Source organism: Streptomyces ovatisporus (assembly GCF_042653885.1).
Taxonomy (GTDB): Bacteria; Actinomycetota; Actinomycetes; order Streptomycetales; family Streptomycetaceae; genus Streptomyces; species Streptomyces ovatisporus.
In genome coordinates this window covers 385,825-406,678 of record NZ_JBHSFH010000010.1, presented here as the reverse complement: position 1 = coordinate 406,678, position 20,854 = coordinate 385,825, and the positions used below count along the sequence as shown (strand labels likewise).

Below are 20,854 nucleotides of genomic sequence, written 5' to 3'. Positions count from 1 at the left end.
ATGCTGGATCTCGCCGCTGAACTGCACCGCTGGTGTCAGGAGGAGCGGGACTTCGCCGTCGCCACGGTGGTCGCCGTGAGCGGCAGCGCACCCCGCCGGCCCGGGGCGGCGCTCGCCGTCGACGCCGACGGGGAGGCCGTGGGCAGCGTCTCCGGCGGATGCGTGGAAGGCGCGGTGTACGACCTGTGCCGCGAGGCGATGGAGACCGGCCGTACCGTGCTGGAACGCTTCGGGTACAGCGACGACGACGCCTTCGCCGTGGGACTCACCTGCGGCGGCGTCATCGACGTCCTCGTCACGCCCGTACGGGCCGGCTCACCGCGGCGCGCCCTGTACGCCGAGGCGCTGGCGGCCGCCGCGCAGGGCCGCGCCGTCGCGCTCACCCGCGTCGTCGAAGGGCCGCGGGAGCTGCTGGGCGGCGCGCTGTACGTACCGGCCGAGGGTGACGGCGCCGGCAGCCTCGGCGGTCCGGACGGGCTGGACGCCGGAGCTCTCGCAGAGACCCGCGCCCTGCTGGAGGCGGGCCGCACCGCCACCGTCGAGACGGGCGCCGGCCTCGGGGGCCCGCCCGGGGCAGGCGGGCGCGGCGCCGCCGGCGACGACGGCGAGCCCGGGTGCGGTCCTCCGGTCACGCTGCTGGTGGAGTCGAGTGCGCCTCCGCCGCGGATGCTGGTCTTCGGCGCGATCGACTTCGCGAGCGCGCTGGCCAGTACCGGTTCCTTCCTCGGCTACCGGGTCACCGTCTGCGACGCCCGTCCGGTCTTCGCGACGCCCGCACGTTTCCCGGACGCCGACGAGGTCGTCGTCGAGTGGCCGCACCGCTATCTGGACTCCCAGCAGCTCGACGCCCGCACCGTCGTGTGCGTCCTCACCCACGACGCCAAGTTCGACGTGCCGCTGCTGGAACGGGCGTTGCGGCTGCCCATCGCCTACGTCGGCGCCATGGGCTCCCGCCGGACCCACCTCGCGCGCCTGGCGCAGCTCCGCGACGCGGGGCTCGGCGAGACCGAACTGGCACGTCTGCACTCGCCGATCGGGCTCGACCTCGGCGCCCGTACGCCCGAGGAGACGGCGCTGTCGATCGCGGCCGAGATCGTGGCGGTCCGCCACGGCGGCACCGGCGTCCCGCTCACCGGTGCGCACACCCCGATCCACCGGGACACGGCGCCGGCCGTCGTCTGACCGGTGCCGCGGAGGTGCGGAGCCCCCGTCAGACCCCCCGCATCGCCGCCGCCCAGCCGCCCTGGACCATGGTCTGGAAGTACCACTCGCCCTCCTGCTTGACGAGGACGTCCGCGTAGCGCATCCGCCGGCTCCGCCCGGCGACCGTCATGGTGGACTCGGTGAAGACCAGGGCGAGGCTGCCGGTGAGGAAGTGCGGGGTGCGCCGGGACTCGAAGTGCACATCGCCGCCGCCGGATTCACTCATGACGCCCGACATGGTGCGCACGAACTCGTCGCGGTTCCACTGCCCGGTCCAGCCGGTGCCGGGCCCGGCGTCGTCGGTCACGAGGTTCAGCGGGAAGAGCGCCATCGAGGCCATGGCTTCGACGTCGGCGTTCGCGGCGTGGGCGTCGTACCTCGCGAACCAGGCATCCAGGTCGCGCTGGTCCTGTTCGCTCGGCGTGTACGGGGCGTTCTCCTCCACGGAGTCCTCCTTGCAAGAGAGATTGGTCAAATTTGACTACTGGCTCGGGTGTACTTCCCGGACGGGGAGCGGGCAAACCCGGTCGGCGAACGTGCCGCCGCCCGGTCAGAACAGCTTGATGTCCGCGAGCACAGCCAGATGGTCGGAGCCCGGCATCTCGAGGAAGCGCGCCTCGACGGCCGTCATCGGGTCGCTGACCAGGATGTGGTCGATCTGGGCGCCCATCGGGCGGGCCCTGTTGTCCGGCCAGGTCGGGGTGCGCGACTGGCCCGTGAGCCGTGCGGCGTCGTTCATGCCGGTGTGCAGGATGTCGCGGAACGCCGCGTGGTCCTGCGAGGCGTTGAAGTCGCCCGCAATGATGGTCGGCGTCGCGCCGCGCGAAGCGCCGTACGCCCTCAGCCTGCCGAGTTCCGCACGCCAGACGCGCAACGCCTCGGGGGTGGGCGGCATCGGGTGCGCGACCTGCACCCTCACCCGCTCTCCCAAGACGTCGGCGACAGCGCCCGGCATGCCCAGCCGCCCCTCGACGATGCGCCGGTCCTCCAGCGGATACACGCTCAGCAGCGCCGAGCCCGAGGCGCCCGTACCGTCGACGATGTGGCGGTAGGGGTAGGCGTCGCGCATGGCCGGACTGTTCAGTTCCGCCGCGCAGCGGGGGTCGCACTCCTGTACCGAGGCGATCTGCGGGCGTTCCCTGCGCAGCGTCTTCACGAGATTCCCGGTCGCGTCCCCGAGGTGGAGATTGGCGGTCAGCACCCGGAAGCGTGCCTTGCCGGTGCGCTGCGCGGCGCCCTCCGGTGCGTCCGGGCCCTCGGGCAGGGTGAATCCGACGGTCGCCATCAGCACCGCGATGGCCCACACCGCGAGGAGACCGCGGCGTGCGAGCACGGCGTACAGCAGGCCCAGCCAGCCCGGCACCAGGAACCAGGGCAGGAAGGCGAGGAGTTGCGCGATCGGCGTGGGGCCGTCGTCGTCCATGCCCCGGTAGGCCAGCGGCACGCTCAGTGCCGCGAGCACCAGACCCACGAAGGTGGAGAGGACGTGCTTGCGCGGGGGCCGTGGCGGGCGGCCACGCGCGCTGCGCTCGGAACGGGGCCGCGTGGTCCGTTCGGTGGGCTGGAGCGGATGCCCCGTCACCGTGCCACGGCCGCCCCGCTTGTCGCGATGGTTCCGGTCCCCCGTCAACACGCTTCCGATACTGCACCATCGGTGCCGGGAGGGGGTGCGGGTGCGCCCGATCTTCGCGACGTCCGCGCACTTCCCGACGAGACCTGACGGTCCTCGTCGCGCGGCGGTCAAGAGCCCGCAGGGCGACGGCCCCGCGCGACCGTCACCGGTTTGCCCGGTGAAGCCGCCCGCATCCGCCGATGAGTTCCGGGCGCCCGGCACGTCTGCCCCGTGTGCGCTTCCGGCTGTCGGGGGTGCGCCGGACGAGCAGGGAGGACGGCCATGAAGTACATGCTCATGATCCAGGGAACGCAGGGCGACTACGACGCGATGACCGGCACATCCGCACCGGGGGCGCCGGCGTGGACGAAGGAGGACCTGCAGGCCATGGTGGGCTTCATGCGGAAGCTGAACGAGGACCTCGGCGCCTCGGGGGAACTCGTCGACGGTCAGGGGCTGACGGCGCCCTCGGACGGGGGCCTCGTCACCGCCGACGAGGACGGCCGGCCGGTGGTGTCCAAGAACGGCTACGGCGTGGAGCAGCCGGTCATCGTCGGCTACTGGGTGCTGGAGTGCAGGGACTTCGATCGGGCGGCCGAGATCGCCGCGCGCATCCACCAGTGCCCCGTCCCGGAGGGCTCGACGAATCCCCCCGTCATCGTCCGTCCGATCGGCGAGGAGCCGCCGGTGGACTGAGCTGCGACCGGGAGGGTTCACCGGCTCGTGGCGCCCGGCACGCACCTCGCTGCGTTGTCGGAGTCCCCCGAGTACGCCGGCTACGAGGCCGGTCCTCCGCCCTGCGGCCGCATGCGCCATCGGCGGCGAGCACCGCCTGCGGCGGACGGCGCCCTCTGCCGGACAGGCCGTCAGGACTCCGGCGGCTGGACGTCCGGCGCCCGCAGATAGCGGGGCGGCACCGCTTCGACGAGCCACACCCCGTTCCGGCTGAGCTGGAACCGGTGCCCGTCCCGGTGCATCGCCGCCGCCTCGACCGTGAGTACCACCGGACGGCCGCGGCGCGCCCCGACCCGGGTGGCGGTCTCCCGGTCGGGGGAGAGGTGGACGGCGTGCCGGTTCATCGCCCGCAGTCCCTCCGCACGGATCGCGGGCAGGAACCGGCCGACCGTCCCGTGGTAGAGCCGGGCCGGTGGTTCGAGCACCGGCAACTCCAGGTCCACAGCGACCGAATGTCCCTGGTTGGCGCCTATCAGGCCGTCCTCGATCGCGAAGCGCTGCTTGTCGCTCGTCGCGACGACTTCCTCCAACTCGGCGCGGCTGAAGGGGAATCCGTGGGCCGCCGCGGCCTGGAGCAGCTCCTGGACGTTCACCCGGCCGCGTGCGTCCAGGGTGATGCCGATGCGCTGCGGCTCGTGCCGCAGGTGCCGGGAGAGGAACTTGGAGATCTTCACACTCCGGCCTTTTCCGAGGTTCGTGTCCACGCTCCAAGGGTGGCTCGCCCGCGGACCGGAGGCACCCGGATTTCAGGGCTCTCCGTGCGTCTGCCGGGCCGGGCCCGTCCGGCTCCCGGCGGTGCGGGCGGCGGCGGATCCGGCAGAGCGGGGCGGCTCACCCGGTAGCGCCGGAAAAAAGTCGCACGGCGATGTCGAGAACCCGTGGCCGGCTCCGTCCCCGCATCGAACGCGACGAATGACGAAAATGGTCGCACCAAGCACCGAGGAGAACACGATGGCCAAGTACCTGCTGCTCAAGCACTACCGCGGCGCTCCGGCTGCGGTGAACGACGTACCCATGGACAAGTGGACCCCGGAGGAGATCTCGGCGCACGTGCAGTACATGAACGACTTCGCGGCCCGGCTCGAGGGGACGGGCGAGTTCGTCGACGGCCAGGCGCTCGCCCCCGAGGGGACGTTCGTCCGGTACGACGGCGAGGGCCGCCCGCCGGTCACCGACGGCCCGTTCGCCGAGACCAAGGACCTCATCGCCGGCTGGATGGTGATCGACGTCGACAGCTACGAGCGCGCCGTCGAGCTGGCCGGGGAGCTGTCGGCCGCTCCCGGGGCAGGCGGGGAGCCGATCCACGAGTGGCTGGAGGTGCGCCCGTTCCTGACCGCGCCGCCCACCATCAGCGAGTGACCACGGAGGTGAACGAGGCCCTGCTCCGGAGCCTCACGCCGAGCGTGCTCGCGATCCTCGTCCGCCGCGGAGCCGACTTCGCGGCGGCCGAGGACGCGGTGCAGGACGCGCTGGTCGAGGCGGTCCGCGTCTGGTCGGCCGACCCCTCGCCGAGCTCTTCGGGCGGGGGACACCCCATCCGGGACCCGAAGGGCTGGCTTGTCACCGTGGCCTGGCGCCGGTTCCTCGACGCGACCCGGGCGGACGCCGCCCGCCGGCGGCGTGAGGACCTCGTCGACGAGGAACCGGCGCCGGGGCCCGCACCCGCGGTGGACGACACGCTCCAGCTCTACTTCCTGTGCGCACACCCGTCGCTGACGCCGTCGTCCGCGGTGGCGCTCACGCTGCGCGCCGTCGGCGGGCTGACAACCCGCCAGATCGCCCAGGCCTACCTGGTGCCCGAGGCGACCATGGCGCAGCGCATCAGCCGGGCCAAGCGCACCGTGTCCGGCGTGAGGTTCGACCAGCCCGGCGACGTCGCCACCGTGCTGCGCGTCCTCTACCTGGTCTTCAACGAGGGCTACTCCGGTGATGTCGACCTCGCCGTCGAGGCCATCCGGCTCACCCGGCAGCTCGCGGCCGCGATCGACCACCCCGAAGTGGCGGGACTGCTCGCCCTCATGCTGCTCCACCACGCCCGGCGCGCCGCCCGGACCGCCCCCGACGGCAGCCTGGTGCCGCTCGCGGAGCAGGACCGCAGCCGGTGGGACACCGAGTCGATCGCCGAGGGCGTCGAGATCCTGCAGGCGGCCCTCGCCCGCGACCGGCTGGGCGAGTTCCAGGCCCAGGCTGCCATCGCGGCACTCCACGCCGACGCGCCCACCGCCGAGGAGACCGACTGGGTGCAGATCGTCGAGTGGTACGACGAACTCGCGCGCCTGACCGACAGCCCGGTCGTCCGGCTCAACCGGGCGGTCGCCGTCGGCGAGGCCGACGGACCGCGTGCCGGGCTGGCGGCGCTCGCGGCGGTGGACGACTCCTCCGCGAGCTCCTCGAGCGGGGGACGCCCCATGCCCCGCCGTGCCGCGGTGGCGGCGTACCTCCACGAGCGCGACGGCGACCTGGCGACGGCGGCACGGCTGTACGCCGAGGCCGCCCGAGAGGCACCCGACCTGGCCGAGCGCGATCACCTGACGCGCCAGGCCGCCCGGCTCAACGCCCGCCGGCGTGCCTGACGGGCCGCTCTGACGCCCCGCGGCACCCGGCGCGGTCCCGGGCCGCAGCCGGCGCCCCGGAGTGAGCAGGCGGGGCCGGGACCAGCCGCACGACGCGCTGCCGGCGGGGGCCGCCCACGGGAGCGCCGGCACTGCGAGGAGCCGGCTCAAGGCGTACGCGTCCTCCCGGGGTGGGCGGTCAGTGGGGCCGCCGGTGCGGTGACACAAGCCTTCCTGAAGGTGCCGCCGTCGGACTCCCACTCCTCTTCCTGGACGCGGCGGCCCGTTGCCGCGGTCCGGGCAGCGTGGTCCTCGGCGAGGAGTGCGCTCGCGGTCAGCCGGACCGAGGGATCCGTCGCCGCCGCCATCAGGCGGGCGGCCGTGGCCGCGGTCGCCCCGGGCGGGATCACCAGCAGGTTCCAGCGGCGGGTGCGGTAGGAGAGCAGCACGAGTTCGTGCTCGTCCTGCTCGTCCTTGAACCAGCCGACCTTGATCACGTGGCCGCCGACGGGCACCTTCCGCGGGACGGCCGGCCAGTGCGCGGGGTTGACGGAGATCCGCGTGACGCGGCCCCACAGAGGGTCCAACACCGCTGCGAGAGTGGGGAGTTCGCGCAGCAGATTGCGGGAGTGCGGCCACCAGGCGCCGTCCAGAAGGCCGGTGGGAGGACCTTCCGGCTTCAGCGCGAGACGGACCAGTGGTGCGGCGAAAGGTTCGTGGGTCAGGAGTGTGCGATCTGCGGTCACGTTCACGACGCGCACCTGCCTCCGGGGCCATGCGGCCCCGGTGTCTTCGATCGCCGAGAACGACGCCGGTGTGGAAACCGGCGCACGGAGAACTCCCGGTCTGCCCACCCTACCTCTCGGCAGGGCTCAGCGGCTTGCCGCGATCCTGCAGGCAGGAGGCTACACGTTCCGCGGTCGCGCGGGCCCGGGCGCCGGTGGTGACCCGGCCCGGCCGGGCGCGAGCGCGCACAGCAGCGATCCGGCCGTGCCCTTCTCGTCAGGGGGCGCCGGAGGACATCCCTCCGGCGCCCACGTCCGCGGTACGGACTACTGCTCGGGGGTGGTGTGACGTACGTCCGGTGACTGAGGATGACGGGCAGCGCGGCTGCGGATTCGCTGGGAACGCGGAGCTTACATTCACGAAGCCTTCCCCAGTCTGGCCTGCTGCCTCATCACTCAGCGGTAACTCACGTTGCTGCGCTAGTCATTGGAGCCATCCGAATAGGGGCAGAAGGGATGACCGGCCGGGTCGAGCAACACCCTGACGTTGTCCTGCGGCTGGTGATCGGCCTCCCGGGCACCGAGTGGGGTCGAGTGGTCTGTCAACGACCGGGACCCGGCCGTCTACCGGAGGTTGCTGGAGCTTCTGTTCATGCCCTGTCAGCAGCAGTGCCGGAACGACGCCGCAGCCTGACTGATCCGCTCTGTCCGGGAGTTGCACGGTAAGATCCCCCAAACACGGGTGACCCCGGCAGCGCAGCAACGCTCCGGGGTCGGCCAGTCTGGAGGGACTGACGTGGGCAAGACTCTCATGTCTGCCGTCGCTGTGGCACGCGGTACCAGCACAGCCGCGCTTCGAGCCGTCGACTACCTGCGCGTCTCGACGCAGGAGCAGAAAAGGGGCTATGGCATCGCCTACACGGGCAAGAAGACCCGGCGGCACATCGACAAGAAGGGCTGGGCGTACGTCAAGACGTACGCCGACGAGGGCTACAGCGGCAGCCTCGACCACACGCAGCGCCCCGACCTCAGAGAGCTGATGCAGGACGCCCAGCAGACCCCGCGCCCCTTCGATGTCGTCACTGTCGCGGAAGAGCGTGCCATCGGCCGACGGGACCGAGCCTTCTGGCCCTGGGTCTGGAAGCTCGAGGATCTCGGAATCTACGTGGCCGTCGTCCGAGGCGATTACGACAACACCACGGAGCACGGTCGCTCCAAGATGCGCAAGGAAGCCGACCGTGCAGAGGACGAGCGCATCACCATCCGCGACCGCACACAGGGAGGTGTGCAGGAGAAGGCCGAGTTCGGCGGGCACCCCGGCGGCGTCGCCCCGTACGGCTACCGGATCAAGTACAAGGGCGTGAAGGGTGAGAGCGTTCTGGAGCTGGACCAGGGGGAGGAGGACAGGGCGTACGAGGTTCTCCACCGCGCCTGGGAACTCATCGTCATCGGCCTGAAGAGCCCGTACGAGGTTGAGGACATCTTCAACACGGATGGTGTGCCTGGTCCGAACGGCGACCACTGGCCCAGAGGCTCACTGAGGAAGATCCTCACCGGGCGGGCGGTCCAGAAGTCGAATCGGATCTTCCGCGACCCTGAGGGCTCGAAGACGAGGCTCGGCGACGACGGCTTCCCCCTCTTCGGCGACACCGTGCCGATCGAACTCGAACCTGTCTTCACCCCGCCGGAGTTGGAGCGGCTCAACAAGGCGCTGGAGCGCACAGCGCGCGGTCCCCGTACCGACCACGAGGAAGTCCACCCGCTCAGCAAGCACGTCTTCGGGCAGTGCGGCAGGCACTACACGGGCACCCGGACCTCCGGCCGCGCAGCCAAGCCTGTCTACCGCTGCTCCGGCAGCGTCCGGAAAGCGGGCCGTCAGAAGTGCACCTGTTCCCAGATCGACGCCGCCCTGCTGGAGACGTGGGTGTGGTCGGAGATCTGCCGGATGCTCGAGGACCCTGAGCGACTGCGGCGCATGGCAGAGGACTGGAACGAGATGGCCTGTGCCAACACGATGGACTACGAGAAGCACATCGAGAAGCTGAATACTCAGATCGAAGAGCTGGACGCCACCATCGACGTCGCGATGAGTGCCGCCTCTCGGCAGGCAGTTCGGAATAACCTGCGGGGCAGAGAAGCAGGTGACTACGTTGATGCGGCTGTCCACTCGCTCAATGAAGACCGCGAGAAGCAGGTAAAGCTCAGGGATGAAGCACTGGCGTGGCAGAAGGCCAGTGAAGAGACAGTCGAACGCGCCATAGGTCTTGAAAAGCTGGCTCGAATGGCCCGGCTGCACATGTACACGATGGATACAGCTCAGCAGGCGGAGGTCGTTCACCTGCTGGATCTGAAGGTCACAATTCTCGGGGAAATCCCGAGGAGAACACGAAGCGATGATCAAATCAGCGCCTGGTTCAACGAACGGGACCGTGTCGTTCCTGCGCTCACCGATGACGCGTGGAAGCTCGTGGAGTCCATCCTCGCGGCTACCCCCGGACGGAAGCCGAAGGCCCCCCGTGCGCTCCTCGGGGCCATGCTCGACAAGGCCCGCACCGGATGCGCGTGGAACAAGCTGCCGTACGGGAACGTCGCGAGCGTCTGGAGCCGGTGGCTGCGGAACGGGCTCTGGGAGCGCCTGTTGACTGCTCTGGAGTCCGTTCCTGGCACCCCGGCGTACCAGGATGTCCTGCTGCCTGAGCTCCGCGTAGAGGGCTGCGTAGACCCCCGGTTGATGGTTGGGGAAGATAAAAAGCCTGAGGATCCTGACCCGTTCAAGGCGAGCGACTACAAGATCTCCCCGTTCGAGCTGGAGAGCGCGCTGCTGGAGCACGAGGCGGTGGCCGAGGCCGCGGTCGTGCCGTCGCCCGATCCGGTGCGGCTGGCCGTGCCCAAGGCGTACGTGGTGCTCGCCGGAGGATGGGAGCCGGGCGCGGATACGGCGAAGGCGCTGTTCGCGCATTCGCGGGAGACGCTCGCGCCGTACAAGCGGGTGCGTGTCATCGAGTTCGCGAACCTGCCCAAGACGATCTCCGGGAAGATCCGTCGGGTCGAGCTGCGGGCACACGCGGCCGGACAGCCGGGCCAGGAGTACCGCGAAGAGCGCTGAACCCCGGTCCGGCTCCCGGGCCGACCCCGGTCGGGCGCTTCAGCACACGGAGCGGATGAGGTCGTCCGCCGGGTCGTTGACGGCCTGCGGCATGCCCGTCAGGTCGAGGACGAAGAGAGCGACGCCGAGGGTGTCCGCCCGCATCCGGGCTTCCCGCGTGTAGCCGGCGAGGGAGAAACAGGCCGTGTCGGCCTCCTCGTTGAGGCCGTTCAGCCAGAGCGTCTCCACGTCGCCGAAGGCGGTCGGTTCGGTGGAGGGGTCGACGTGCGCGATGATGCCGTTGCCGCGCAGGTCGACCCCGGAGGCGGGGCGCTTCTCCGTGACCCGGACCCCCGCGAACCCCAGCCAGCGCAGGTACTGCGCGGCGGCCGTACGGGCGTCCTGCGCGGTGCGGATGGTGACGGGCTGGAAGGCCGGCCGGGTCCTGGACCGTCCCTTGGCGTCGTGCGCCCCGAGAGCGCCGGCGGTGGAGGAGGACGCGGAGCGGGAGGCGCCCGCGGAGGGCGATGTCGTGGGCCCCGCACCGGAGTTGGCCGTGCCGTCGGGCTCCTCGCCGTCGGGCTCCTCGCCGTCGGGCTCCGTACCGTCGGTCTCCGCGCCGTCCGAAGCGTCGCAGCCGTCGTGCCGCTCGGGCTGCGGTGCCACGGGCAGCCGCAGCAACGTCCCGCAGCCGCAGCCCAGTTCGGGCTGCGGCCATTGGACGGAGATACCGCAGGCGGCGCACCGCACCTCCACCCAGGAGTCGTCCCAGTTGCGGTGGAGCACCCGCGTGGGAGGGGTGTCGCGCTGCAGCGGGAGTGCGACGGGCGATCCGCAGTCGCACGGATAGACCGGCGGTGTATAGGTGTGCTCGCGGCGGCACTCGGGGCAGCGCACGGGCACGCTTTCTGCCATCTCTTCGGCTCCAGCGGAGGGTCGGTGAGACGAGTCGGTCCTCGCCGCGCCGCCCGGCGGGCGGCGCGGCGCAGTTCATATCGTCCCTGAAAGGGCGTGATTTCCGAAGAGGAACGGAAGAGAAAGACCGAGGACGGCGGGGCCCGACCCGGAGGCGTCAGTCCACGGCTTCGAACTCCTTCACGGCGTCGATGTCCGGACCGTGCGGCGTGTTCGCCTCCCGCTCGATCATGATCTCCACGAGGACGGGGCGCGAGGTGGCGACGGCTTCCTTCCGCGCCCACTGCAGCGCGGGGGAGATGTCCGCCGGGTCCCACACGCGTCGCCCTGAACAGCCGTACGCCTCCATGATCTTGACGTTGTCCGTGCCGAACTCGTCGTAGTGGATGTCGACCTGGTAGTTCATGCCGAACCCGATCTCGGCCTGCCGGATGAGGCCCAGATACTCGTTGTTGAGCATGACGAGCACGTACGGCACGTCGTACTGGGCCGCCACGGCCAGTTCCTCCACCAGGTACTGGAAGCCGTAGTCGCCCACGATGCCGACGACTTCGGCGTCCGGCCTGCCCATGCCCTCCAGCGCCTTCTTCACGCCGATGGCCGCCGGCACCTCCCAGCCGAGCGGGCCCGCCTGGCCGCAGATCTGGTAGCGCCGCGGCAGGTACGCCTTCTGATGCTGGCCGCCCCAGATCTGGTAGAGCCCGATGGCGGTGACGAAGTAGGTGTCCTCGTCGAAGACTTCGTTGATCTCCTTGTAGACGCGGGGCGCCTTCACCGGTGTCGAGTCGAAGTCCTCCCGGCGCACCAGCGTCCGCTTCAGCTCCTTGCAGCGGTCCACCCAGTCCTCGACGTCCGCCGCGGCCTTGCGTTTGCGGGCTTCGGCGAGCAGGGCCGTCAGGAAGAGGCCGGCGTCGGAGACGATGCCGAGGTCGGGTTCGAAGACCTTGCCGAGCTGCCCCGGTTCGATGTCGACGTGCACGAAGGTGCGTTCGCCGCGGTAGACGCCGATGTCCGCCCCCGTGTGGCGGTCGCCGAAGCGGGCCCCGACGGCGAGCACGAAGTCGGCTTCCAGGAATGAGGCGTTGGCGTACCTCTGCGAGGTCTGGATGCCGGTGGTGCCGAGGTTGAGTTCGTGGTCGTCCTCGATGACACCCTTGCCCATCAGTGTGACCTGGAAGGGCACCCGCAGCTCCTCCACCAGTTCGCGCAGCTCCGCCCCCGCGTCGGCGAGGATCACGCCGCCGCCCGCCAGCACCAGTGGCCTCTTAGCGGCGAGCAGCATGTCCAGCGCCCGCTTCACGCGCGGCAGATGAGGTTCCACGGCGGGAACGGGGAAGCGTGTGTCGATCTCCGCGTCGTAGGTGATCTCCCGCTTCGCCAGGTCGAGCGGCAGGTCGATCAGCACCGGACCGGGCCGCCCCGTACGGGCGATCCGGAACGCCTCGCGGAAGGCCCACGGGATCTGCGCGGCCTCCTTGATCTGCACGGCCCACTTGGTCACGGGCTTGGCGATCTCGACGATGTCGACCGCCTGGAAGGCTTCCTGGTGGAGCTTGGGCGAGACGGCCTGTCCCGTCAGGCAGACCATCGGGATCGAGTCGGCCTGCGCCGTGTACAGGCCGGTGACGAGGTTGGTGGCGCCGGGCCCGGAGGTGGCGATGGCCACGCCGACCTTGCCGTTCGTACGGGCCCAGCCGTCGGCCATGTGCGTCGCGCCCTCTTCGTGACGGACCGTCAAGTGCGCGATGCGGCCGTCCTCTTCCATCGCCTTGTACAGCGGGAGGATCGCGGCGCCGGGGCAGCCGAAGGCGATGTCGACGCCCTCGTCGACCATGATGGAGACCGCCGCGCTCATCGCGGGCATCCTGCTGGGGGCCATGGCTCAGACCTCCGTCTTCTCACCCGAGAGGCGCCTGACGCCGCGCACCAGGGCCGAGTGGTCGAGACCGCCGTCGCCCTGCTGCCGCAGCGAGCCGACGAGTTGGGCCAGCAGCGCCCCTGCGGGGACGGCGGCGCCGACGTTGCGCGCGGCGTCGGTGACGATGCCCATGTCCTTGTGGTGCAGGTCGATCTTGAAGCCGGGCCGGAAGTCGCCGGCGAGGATGCTCTCCTTCTTGCGGGTGAGCACCGTGGAGCCCGCGAGGCCCCCGTTCAGCACGTCCAGCGCCGCCTCCAGGTCGACACCCGACTTCTCCAGGAAGACCACCGCCTCCGCGACGGCCTGGATGTTCACCGCGACGATCAGCTGGTTGGCCGCCTTGACGGTCTGTCCCGAGCCGTGCGGACCGCACAGCACGATCGTCCTGCCGAGGGTTCCGAGGACGGGCGCCGCCGCCTCGAACGTCTCACGCTCACCGCCCACCATGATGGACAGCACACCTTCGACCGCTCCGGCCTCCCCGCCGGAGACCGGGGCGTCGAGCACCTGGACTCCCTTGGCGGCGGCGGCCTTTGCGACGTCCACGGAGGTCTGCGGGGTGATCGAGGACATGTCGATGACGAGGCCGCCCGCGCGGATGTGCTCCAGGACGCCTCCCTCGTGCAGGATCACCTCCTCCACCTGCGGGGAGGCGGGGACCATGGTGATGACGACGTCGGCGTCCCGCACCGCCTCCGGGATCGAGGAGGCACCCTCGGCCCCGTCCCCGACGACGCTCTTCACCCTCGCCGGGTCGAGGTCGAAGGCCGTGACGCGGTAGCCGGCGGCCAGCAGGTTGCGCACCATGGGCGTGCCCATGATGCCGAGTCCGATGAAGCCGATCTTCGTGTGCTCCGCGGTGTGCGGGGCGGTGGTAGGGGGCATGAGGGTCTGCCTTTCGTGGTGGCGGGGGACGGCGGTGGGACGGCGGGGACGGCCGTGCTGCGGAGCAGCGGGGTCCGCGGGTGGGCTCCGCGGGTGCGGGGAATCCGGAGGGTCCGATGGGCGTCAGGCGGAGCGCAGGGCGCGTGGCAGCCAGTCGAAGGCGGCTTCGCTCGGCTGGTCGCCCGGCTTGTACTCCAGGCCGATGCGGCCCTCGTAGCCGGCGGCGGTGAGGCGGCCCAGCAGGTCGGCGAAGTCCAGTTCGCCCGTCCCGGGGGCGCCCCGGCCCGGGCTGTCCGCGATCTGCACGTGTGCGGTCCGCCCGGCGTAGGCGTCGATGACCTTGTGGAGGTCCTCGCCGTTCATCGCGAGGTGGTAGAGGTCCATCAGGAACTTCGCGTTGCCCAGCCCCGTGGCCTCGTCGACGGCGTCGGCGATCTCGACGGCCCTGCGGGCGCTGACGATCGGGCAGGCGGGCGATTCGACAGCGTTGAGCGCCTCGACGAGCAGTACGGCACCGGCGTCGTGGGCCGCGCGGGCGGCCAGCGCCAGGTTCTCCAGGGCGAGCCGGTCCTGTTCCGCCGGGTCGGCGCCCGGGACGCGGTTGCCGTACAGGGCGTTGAGTGCCGTGCATCCCGTGGACCGGGCGAATTCGGCGGCCACTTCGACGTTGCGGCGGAACTTCTCCGACTCCTCGCCCGGGACCGACAGCGCGCCTCGGTCCGGCCCGGGGAGTTGGCCGGCGTAGAAGTTCAGACCGGTCAGCCGGGTACCGGCGTCTGTCAACGCCCGCCGCAGCGCGTCCAGTTCGGACTTCGCCGGGACGGGCGCGTCCGGCCACGGCCACCACAGCTCGACCGCTGTGAAGCCCGCGGCGGCGGCCGCGGCGGGGCGCTGGAGCAGCGGCAGTTCGGTGAAGAGGATCGAGAGGTTGACGGTGAAGCGGTGATGGGTGCTGCCGAGAGGCGGGGCGGGGGTCACGGTGATCGCCTTCCTTCGTGAGTCCCGGGATGGTGCTGCGTTTCCCGGAATTCCGTATTGTGGAAGTGTGTTTCTACTTCATGGAAGACTGCTCTCGCTCCTCGGAAACTGTCAAGAGGTGTGCGGCAGGTCTGCGCGTGCCCGGCGTGGTCACCGCGGCCGGACGCGCGTGCGGTGCCCTCTTCCTTCCGATGGCTGGGACGGCGCCGGTTCGCGTAGGTTGACCTCGTGCGATTGCGAGTTGAGTTCACGACCGAGCCCTTCGATCTGGACGAGGCCCCGGATCACGCGCTGGTGGCCCGCGAGGTCGTGCAGACGGCGCCGCTCGATTCCGTCGACGTCGGCCCGTTCGGCAACACCGCCGAAGGGGCGGCCGAGCAGGTGCTGAGCGTGGTCGACTCCGTGCTGCGCCGCTCCCTGGAGGCCGGTGCCACGCGCATCTCGCTCCAGCTCAACGTCGTCGACGGCGCCGAGGGCGGCAGCGTCACCGGAGACGGAGGCGACGGCGGCTCCCCGTCCGGCGCGACCGGGGAGGGCGCATGAGCGGCGGTGAGCAGGACAGGTTCGCCGCGGCGGTCAAGCCCCTCGTGGACGCGATGGGCGGCGAGATGATCGCTCCCGAGGAAGCGCAGGGCGACGACGTCGTGCTCGCCTGGGAGGGACGGGACGTCCTCGCCGTGCGGCTGCCGCACCTCTCGGACTCCCTCGACCACATCCTGGCCGAGCTGGAGCGCCGCCACGGCATGCCGCTGGCCCGGCTGGACCGCAAGACGAAGCAGTCGGTGGTGCGCCTCCTGGAGACCCGCGGCGCGTTCTCCGTCCGGCATGGCGTGGAGACCGTGGCCGGCGCCCTCGGCGTCAGCCGGTTCACGGTCTACAACTACATCAACTCCCAGGAGGAGAAGCGGGCTGAGAAGCGCCGTGATGAGGCCCCGGACTCCCGTCTCTGACCCCAGCCGCAAGAAGTAACAGGGGGGTAGCTTCCGGACGTTGACTGGCGGACGGAGAGCGGCTGATCTCGTGACTGGCCGCCGAGGGGTGCCAGGTTTGACTCGTACAGGAGGACCCGTTGACAGATGCCTTGCTCGGCATCGCGCCGGTCTTGGCGTCGTACGGCCGTGATCGCCAACTCGGAGCGGTCAACCGCCTCCTGGTTGTCCGCGCGCGCCTGTACGGCCTCGTAGCCCTCTTCGGCGCTGTCAGCCGTACATCGCCACGCGGTAGAGAGCCGCAAGCGCGTCGTCGATGGGATGGGGCTGCGGCTTGCCGGAGGAGTCGAGCCTGTTCCACCTCTGCGTGTTCACCGCGACGGACATCTGTCGCTGGCCGTCGGCGCTGGTCATTGCCAGCGCTCCAGCACCCCAGACCGTGCCGCCATGACCCCAGAAGGTGTCCTGGCCGGGAGCCTCCATCGGGTGCAAGCCCAGGCCGTAGTCGATCGTTTTTCCCTCTTGGGAGACGACCGGGACGGTGCGCTGCATCTGCGCCAGCGACGACGGGCTGACGATCTCGCCGGCAAGCAGCATGCCGAAGAAGCGGTTGAGGTCCGAGACGGTCGATATCAGCGAGGCCGCCGGCCCCACCCATGACATGTCGTAGACGCTGTAGTCGCGCGGCGGGTCGATCATGCCGAACCACGCCTCGTAGATCTGTGAGTGCGGCCCGTTGACGTACGGTTCGACGGGGAGTTCGGTGTCCCGGAGCCCGGCCCTCTCGATGACTTTCCGGGTGATGTACCGCTCGGCCGTAGTGCCGGTCACCTGTTCCAGGAGTTCGCCGAGGAGCAGGTAGTTGGTGTTGGAGTACACCCCCGGAGTGCCGCCCGGCGCGCCGACGGCAGGTGCGGTGACCCCCATCTCGATCAGTTCGGTGGGGTGAAACCGCGTGAACCGGTTGTCGTCCAGGCTCTGGGGTCCGGTGTCCGCGAGGGCGGGGAATGCCTTGAGGGAGGGGTAGGCGTAGGGGAGGTACTCGGCGAGGCCGCTGGTGTGGTTGATCAACATCCGGACCGTGATCGCGTCACCGCGTTCTCCGGGGACCAGCCCCGGAAGGTACCGGCCGATCGGCTTGTCGAGACCGATCTGACCGCTCTCGACCTGCCGCAGAACCGCTGCGGCCGTGAAGGTCTTGGTGATGCTGCCGACGCGGTGCCGCATGTCGGCGGTGACGGGGCGACCGGTGGCGACGTCGGCGACCCCGGCGGCGCCGCGCCAGATCTGGTCGCCGTCACGTACCTCGGCGAACAGGCCAGGCATCCCGGCGCGGTGGACGTTCTCAATGGCGGCGTTCAGTTCTGCGGGATCCAGTGGGTTCCTCACAACATGCGTCCTTTCATTTTCCCGGGGATGAACTCCACGTCAGTTGCCTGAGCCGGGTAGCAGGGCACGAACGCCGGGTCGCTCGGCATGCCCATGCCCTTATTATGCACGCAGTGCGTGCAACGCCAAGTGCATAGGCTAAGCTGAGTCTCGGCGATAGGGGTGAGATGGCAGGCCGAAGGCGCTGGTCGACCGAGGAGATCCTGGATGCGGCGACGGAGTTGCTGCGCACGGGCGATGCCGAGTCATTCAGCGTGCGCAAGCTCGCCGCAGTGCTCGGGACCGATTCCTCCAGCCTCTACCGGCACTTCCGCAGCAAGACCGATCTGCTGCGCGCGGTCGCCGACCGGATCCTCCTGGCCGCCATGGACGGTTATCGCCCCGCGGGCGACTGGAAGCAGCGCATCACGGCCCTGGCCCTGCGCGTGCGGGAGGCCTTCGGCCAGCAGCCCCAGCTTGCTGCGCTCTGGGGACGCTACGGGTCGGGCGGCACCGGCTCCAGGCTGGTCATGGAAGAGGTGCTGCAGGCTCTGCGCGCGTCGGGACTGCCCGACGAGAAGATCCCGGCGCGCTACCACCGGATCGCGGTCCTCATCGCCGCCTTGATCGCTTCCGAGGCCGGGGTCAACACCATCACCGCCGAGGAGCACGAACAGGGCATGGAGCTGTTCCGTGTCGCGGTGCTCGGCGCCGACCCCGAACGCTTCCCCGCCCTGGCCCGCTTCGCCCGCGACGTACACCCCCTCGGCGCGGACCGCCGCGCTGCGTTCGAGGAGATCCTCGTCGCCCAACTCGCCCACGTCGAGGACGCACCCTAGCCGACCGGCTTTTCAACTAGCTCAATCCCAGAAAGAGAAGTGGGCTGAGGAGGGGGGGAGCAAGGGGCCCGACGGCGATCTCCAATGGGCGTAACCGCGTGGTTCAGACTGCTCCACGGTCTACAACTACTTGAACAGGGAGAACCCCAAGGAAGCCCTGCCTCCGGGTCGTACGCCCTGACTCGTGGTCCTCAGCTGGAGCCTGTGCCGCAGTCGGCGCGGATGCGGGCGCCGGCGGCACGTGAGTCGCCCACCCGCACGCCGTCGACCTCGATCCGCACCGCGAGCCTGTAGTCGTACGTGCCGACCCGGCCGTCCGGGCACGGCGCGGACACCTTCCCCTCGCGCTGCTGCTGGGCCGGTGTCCATGCCGTGTGCGTGAAGTCGCTGTAGCCGCGCCAGCCGGACCAGCTGTCCCGCTCGATTCGGTACGCCTGGCGCATGCGGCCGGGACGGTCCGAGCAGCGCGAGGTGAAGCCTGCGCCGTGGATGCGGGCGCGCGGTTTCGCACCGCCGACGACGATCTCGCCCTCGACCTCGACAGGCGAGACGGTGGTCGAGCACCACCAGCCCTTCACCTTCTTGATGTGCTCGCTGTCGCACTGCGTCCGGGACGGGGGTGCGCGGTAGCTGGTGACCCGTACGGCATTCGGGTCCTCCGGAGCGGCGTCCACGTCGCCGACGGTCATGCGCAGCGAGTTGTCGGGCATCTCCTCCGCGCGCCAGGCCAACTTCGTCTCGGTGGGGCTGGGGCGGGGAGACGGCGTCGCGGTGCGGGACGCACACGGCGTCGGGGTCTGGGCGGGGGGCGGCCCGGAGGGGGCCGGGCTCCCGCAGCCGCTGACGACGCCCAGGAGAACCATCAGTGGAAGGAGCCGCACACGCTCCCGCCGGAGGCGACCGCGGCGCCGATCGTGGCCACGGCGTCGAAATCCACCCGAACTACGCACCTCGAGCCCCCCGTTGGCCCTCGACATCACACCAGTACCTTCATCGTCACGGTCGGCGGCCATCCTTACCGCCGTCGGCCCCGGACCGGTGACCTTTCCGTGCGAGGGCCGTGGAAGCTGTGCGGGGGGACAGCCGCAGGGGTCGGAGGGCGCCTCTCTCCGGGGAGAAATTCAACAAAGTGTTGACGCGTTCGGTCATGCGGGCTTAGCTGTTCCCCGTCCGAACCGTGCCACGCGTCGGAGGCATCCGTGACCGCGTCCCGCTCTGCACCAGGTCTGACCTGGCTGAATTCGTCCGCCGAGAGCGACGCCCGCACCGCGCTGCACGAGGTCTGCGCCGCGCGCTCCTGGATCGGGACGGTGCTCGCCCGCCGCCCGTACGCCGGAACGGCGGCTCTGCTCGCCGCGAGCGACGACGCGACGGGCGCGCTCGACGCGGACGGTCTCGCGGAGGCGATGGCGGGCCATCCCCCGATCGGCCGTCCCGAACCCGGGGACGCGACCTCCGCACGGGAGCAGCGGGGCATGGCGGGGGCGCCGGAGGAGCTGAAGGCGGAGATGCTCGAACTGAACCTCGCCTACCAGGAGAAGTTCGGTCACGTCTTCCTGATCTGCGCCACCGGCCTGACGGCCGGGCAGATGCGGGACGCCGCCCGCTCGCGGCTGGCCAACTCCCCTGAAGCAGAGCGGGAGATCGTCCGTACCGAACTGATGAAGATCAACAGGATCCGCCTGAGCGGACTCGCGGAGAGGGAACCCGAGCGAGCATGAGCAAGGCCGACACCCCCACCACCACCGCCACCACCACGGCTTCGGTCTCCACCCACATCCTGGACACCAGCGCCGGCCGCCCCGCCCGGGACGTCGCCGTCGAGTTGTCGGTGCGTACGGGCCGGGACACCGCATGGGCCGCACACGCCACCTCCAGGACGGACGGCGACGGACGCTGCAAGGACCTGCCGGCGCTGCCCGCGGGCGCCACACACGCGCGGCTCACGTTCGAGGTGGAGCCCTACCTGCTGAGCAAGGGGAGCGAGGGCGGTCCGCACAGCTTCTTCCCCGAGGTGACCGTGGTCTTCGCGGTCGCCGCGGGCGAGCACTATCACGTGCCGCTGCTGCTCAACCCGTTCGGCTACTCCGTATACCGAGGGAGCTGACAGAGACATGGCAGTGCCGATCACGATTCTCGGCCAGAACCAGTACGGCAAGGCGGAGAACCGCGTCGTCAAGATCACCAGGGACGGCGGGACCCACCACATCAAGGACCTCAACGTCTCCGTCGCCCTCAGCGGCGACCTGGACGAGGTGCACTACTCCGGCTCCAACGCGCACGTCCTGCCGACGGACACCACGAAGAACACGGTGTTCGCCTTCGCCAAGGAGCACGGCATCGAGACGGCCGAGCAGTTCGGCATCGCACTCGCCCGGCACTTCGTGGACGACACGGAGCCCATCACCTCGGCCCGCATCCGCATCGAGGAATACGCCTGGGACCGCATCGACACCTCCGCCGGCCCGGCCCCCCACTCCTTCGCACGCAACGGACGTGAGACCCGCACCGCGCAGATCACCTACGACAGCCGCGACGGCGGTCGCCTCCAAGTCCTCGGCGGACTCAAGGGGCTGACGGTCCTCAACTCCACCGACTCGGAGTTCTGGGGATACATCAAGGACAAGTACACGACGCTGAAAGAGGATTACGACCGCATCCTCGCCACCGAGGTGAGCGCCGTGTGGCGGCACAGCTGGAGCGGTGACGGGACGCCGGCGCCCGACTGGCAGGAGTCCTACGACGGCACCAGGACGCTCCTGCTGCGGGCCTTCGCCGAGACCTACTCCCTGTCCCTGCAGCAGACGCTCTACGAAATGGGCGCACAAGTCCTGGGAGGGCGGGACGAGTTGGAGGAGATCCGGTTCTCCATGCCCAACAAGCACCACTTCAGGGCAGATCTGGAGGCGTTCGGCATCAAGAACGAAGCCGCGGACGGAGCCGTCTACCTCGCCGCCGACCGACCGTACGGCCTCATCGAGGCGACAGTGCTGCGGGACGGCGCCGAGGCGCTGATACCGCTGGACATGACCAACCTCTGAGCCCCGCACGGGAGTCGGGCGTCGCACGTCATCCCCGCACGGGCTGCCTGCTCACCCCGGCCCATCCAT

Annotated in this window: 22 protein-coding genes; 11 read left to right on the top strand and 11 right to left on the bottom strand. The window is 70.4% G+C overall.

Annotation, left to right across the window (positions count from 1 at the left end):
- Positions 1–1,182: an XdhC family protein gene (locus tag ACFPA8_RS19545; protein WP_386450233.1), complete on the top strand. Its 1,182-nt coding sequence runs from the start codon at positions 1–3 to the stop codon at positions 1,180–1,182.
- Positions 1,183–1,210: 28 nt separating this feature from the next.
- On the opposite strand, the gene ACFPA8_RS19540 is transcribed toward ACFPA8_RS19545, so the two are convergent.
- Both ACFPA8_RS19540 and ACFPA8_RS19535 read right to left on the bottom strand, forming a co-directional pair.
- The gene (locus tag ACFPA8_RS19540) at positions 1,211–1,648 is read right to left on the bottom strand and encodes a nuclear transport factor 2 family protein (RefSeq protein ID WP_386450231.1); all 438 of its coding nucleotides are present in this window, start codon (positions 1,646–1,648) and stop codon (positions 1,211–1,213) included.
- A 105-nt stretch (positions 1,649–1,753) separates the two neighbouring features.
- On the bottom strand, positions 1,754–2,836 hold the full coding sequence (locus ACFPA8_RS19535; RefSeq protein ID WP_386450230.1) for an endonuclease/exonuclease/phosphatase family protein: 1,083 nt from the start codon (positions 2,834–2,836) through the stop codon (positions 1,754–1,756).
- A gap of 261 nt (positions 2,837–3,097) precedes the next feature.
- Between ACFPA8_RS19535 and ACFPA8_RS19530 the strand changes: the two genes are divergently transcribed.
- The gene (locus tag ACFPA8_RS19530; protein ID WP_386450228.1) at positions 3,098–3,511 is read left to right on the top strand and encodes a YciI family protein; all 414 of its coding nucleotides are present in this window, start codon (positions 3,098–3,100) and stop codon (positions 3,509–3,511) included.
- A 170-nt stretch (positions 3,512–3,681) separates the two neighbouring features.
- On the opposite strand, the gene ACFPA8_RS19525 is transcribed toward ACFPA8_RS19530, so the two are convergent.
- On the bottom strand, positions 3,682–4,254 hold the full coding sequence (locus ACFPA8_RS19525) for an RNA 2'-phosphotransferase (RefSeq protein WP_386450226.1): 573 nt from the start codon (positions 4,252–4,254) through the stop codon (positions 3,682–3,684).
- 247 nt (positions 4,255–4,501) lie between these two features.
- Between ACFPA8_RS19525 and ACFPA8_RS19520 the strand changes: the two genes are divergently transcribed.
- Together ACFPA8_RS19520 and ACFPA8_RS19515 are read left to right on the top strand one after the other, a co-directional pair.
- Positions 4,502–4,909, top strand: coding sequence for a YciI family protein (locus ACFPA8_RS19520; protein WP_386450480.1), 408 nt, complete (start codon positions 4,502–4,504; stop codon positions 4,907–4,909).
- Positions 4,910–4,917: 8 nt separating this feature from the next.
- Positions 4,918–6,123 carry an RNA polymerase sigma factor gene (locus ACFPA8_RS19515; RefSeq protein WP_386450478.1) on the top strand — a complete coding sequence of 402 codons (1,206 nt, stop codon included), beginning with the start codon at positions 4,918–4,920 and terminating at the stop codon, positions 6,121–6,123.
- A 146-nt stretch (positions 6,124–6,269) separates the two neighbouring features.
- On the opposite strand, the gene ACFPA8_RS19510 is transcribed toward ACFPA8_RS19515, so the two are convergent.
- Both ACFPA8_RS19510 and ACFPA8_RS19505 read right to left on the bottom strand, forming a co-directional pair.
- Positions 6,270–6,854, bottom strand: a complete 585-nt coding sequence (locus ACFPA8_RS19510) for a DUF5994 family protein (protein ID WP_386450224.1) — start codon at positions 6,852–6,854, stop codon at positions 6,270–6,272.
- Positions 6,855–7,307: 453 nt separating this feature from the next.
- Positions 7,308–7,433: a VOC family protein gene (locus ACFPA8_RS19505; RefSeq protein ID WP_465270239.1), complete on the bottom strand. Its 126-nt coding sequence runs from the start codon at positions 7,431–7,433 to the stop codon at positions 7,308–7,310.
- 190 nt (positions 7,434–7,623) lie between these two features.
- Here ACFPA8_RS19505 and ACFPA8_RS19500 point away from each other — a divergent pair, with 190 nt between their 5' ends.
- On the top strand, positions 7,624–9,933 hold the full coding sequence (locus ACFPA8_RS19500; protein ID WP_386450222.1) for a recombinase family protein: 2,310 nt from the start codon (positions 7,624–7,626) through the stop codon (positions 9,931–9,933).
- A 39-nt stretch (positions 9,934–9,972) separates the two neighbouring features.
- On the opposite strand, the gene ACFPA8_RS19495 is transcribed toward ACFPA8_RS19500, so the two are convergent.
- The 4 genes from ACFPA8_RS19495 to ACFPA8_RS19480 all read right to left on the bottom strand — a co-directional run bounded on the left by ACFPA8_RS19495 (position 9,973) and on the right by ACFPA8_RS19480 (position 14,608).
- The gene (locus ACFPA8_RS19495; RefSeq protein WP_386450220.1) at positions 9,973–10,827 is read right to left on the bottom strand and encodes a hypothetical protein; all 855 of its coding nucleotides are present in this window, start codon (positions 10,825–10,827) and stop codon (positions 9,973–9,975) included.
- Between the two features lie 157 nt (positions 10,828–10,984).
- Complete coding sequence (gene gcl, locus ACFPA8_RS19490) at positions 10,985–12,706, bottom strand: glyoxylate carboligase (RefSeq protein WP_386450218.1); 1,722 nt, start codon at positions 12,704–12,706, stop codon at positions 10,985–10,987.
- Positions 12,707–12,709: 3 nt separating this feature from the next.
- Complete coding sequence (locus ACFPA8_RS19485; protein ID WP_386450216.1) at positions 12,710–13,630, bottom strand: 2-hydroxy-3-oxopropionate reductase; 921 nt, start codon at positions 13,628–13,630, stop codon at positions 12,710–12,712.
- A gap of 123 nt (positions 13,631–13,753) precedes the next feature.
- Positions 13,754–14,608 carry a TIM barrel protein gene (locus tag ACFPA8_RS19480; RefSeq protein WP_386450214.1) on the bottom strand — a complete coding sequence of 285 codons (855 nt, stop codon included), beginning with the start codon at positions 14,606–14,608 and terminating at the stop codon, positions 13,754–13,756.
- Positions 14,609–14,836: 228 nt separating this feature from the next.
- Between ACFPA8_RS19480 and ACFPA8_RS19475 the strand changes: the two genes are divergently transcribed.
- Complete coding sequence (locus ACFPA8_RS19475) at positions 14,837–15,151, top strand: hypothetical protein (protein ID WP_386450212.1); 315 nt, start codon at positions 14,837–14,839, stop codon at positions 15,149–15,151.
- Complete coding sequence (locus tag ACFPA8_RS19470; protein ID WP_386450210.1) at positions 15,148–15,558, top strand: helix-turn-helix domain-containing protein; 411 nt, start codon at positions 15,148–15,150, stop codon at positions 15,556–15,558. Before ACFPA8_RS19475 ends, ACFPA8_RS19470 begins: the two co-directional genes overlap by 4 nt.
- Positions 15,559–15,807: 249 nt before the next feature.
- On the opposite strand, the gene ACFPA8_RS19465 is transcribed toward ACFPA8_RS19470, so the two are convergent.
- Positions 15,808–16,926 (bottom strand): serine hydrolase domain-containing protein, encoded by a 1,119-nt coding sequence (locus tag ACFPA8_RS19465; protein ID WP_386450208.1) that lies wholly within the window; start codon positions 16,924–16,926, stop codon positions 15,808–15,810.
- Between the two features lie 167 nt (positions 16,927–17,093).
- On the opposite strand from ACFPA8_RS19465, the gene ACFPA8_RS19460 reads away from it, so the two are divergent.
- Positions 17,094–17,744, top strand: a complete 651-nt coding sequence (locus ACFPA8_RS19460; RefSeq protein WP_386450206.1) for a TetR/AcrR family transcriptional regulator — start codon at positions 17,094–17,096, stop codon at positions 17,742–17,744.
- Between the two features lie 191 nt (positions 17,745–17,935).
- On the opposite strand, the gene ACFPA8_RS19455 is transcribed toward ACFPA8_RS19460, so the two are convergent.
- Positions 17,936–18,454, bottom strand: coding sequence for a hypothetical protein (locus ACFPA8_RS19455; RefSeq protein ID WP_386450204.1), 519 nt, complete (start codon positions 18,452–18,454; stop codon positions 17,936–17,938).
- A gap of 489 nt (positions 18,455–18,943) precedes the next feature.
- Here ACFPA8_RS19455 and uraD point away from each other — a divergent pair, with 489 nt between their 5' ends.
- Genes uraD through pucL form a run of 3 tightly spaced genes read left to right on the top strand, consistent with a single transcriptional unit; the run spans position 18,944 to position 20,785 of the window.
- The gene (gene uraD / locus ACFPA8_RS19450) at positions 18,944–19,465 is read left to right on the top strand and encodes a 2-oxo-4-hydroxy-4-carboxy-5-ureidoimidazoline decarboxylase (protein ID WP_386450202.1); all 522 of its coding nucleotides are present in this window, start codon (positions 18,944–18,946) and stop codon (positions 19,463–19,465) included.
- Positions 19,462–19,851: a hydroxyisourate hydrolase gene (gene uraH, locus ACFPA8_RS19445; RefSeq protein WP_386450200.1), complete on the top strand. Its 390-nt coding sequence runs from the start codon at positions 19,462–19,464 to the stop codon at positions 19,849–19,851. The genes uraD and uraH overlap by 4 nt, the downstream gene beginning before the upstream one ends.
- Before the next feature lie 7 nt (positions 19,852–19,858).
- A complete protein-coding gene (gene pucL / locus ACFPA8_RS19440) occupies positions 19,859–20,785 on the top strand; it encodes a factor-independent urate hydroxylase (protein WP_386450198.1) in 927 nt (308 codons plus the stop codon).
- Positions 20,786–20,854: the final 69 nt, after the last annotated feature.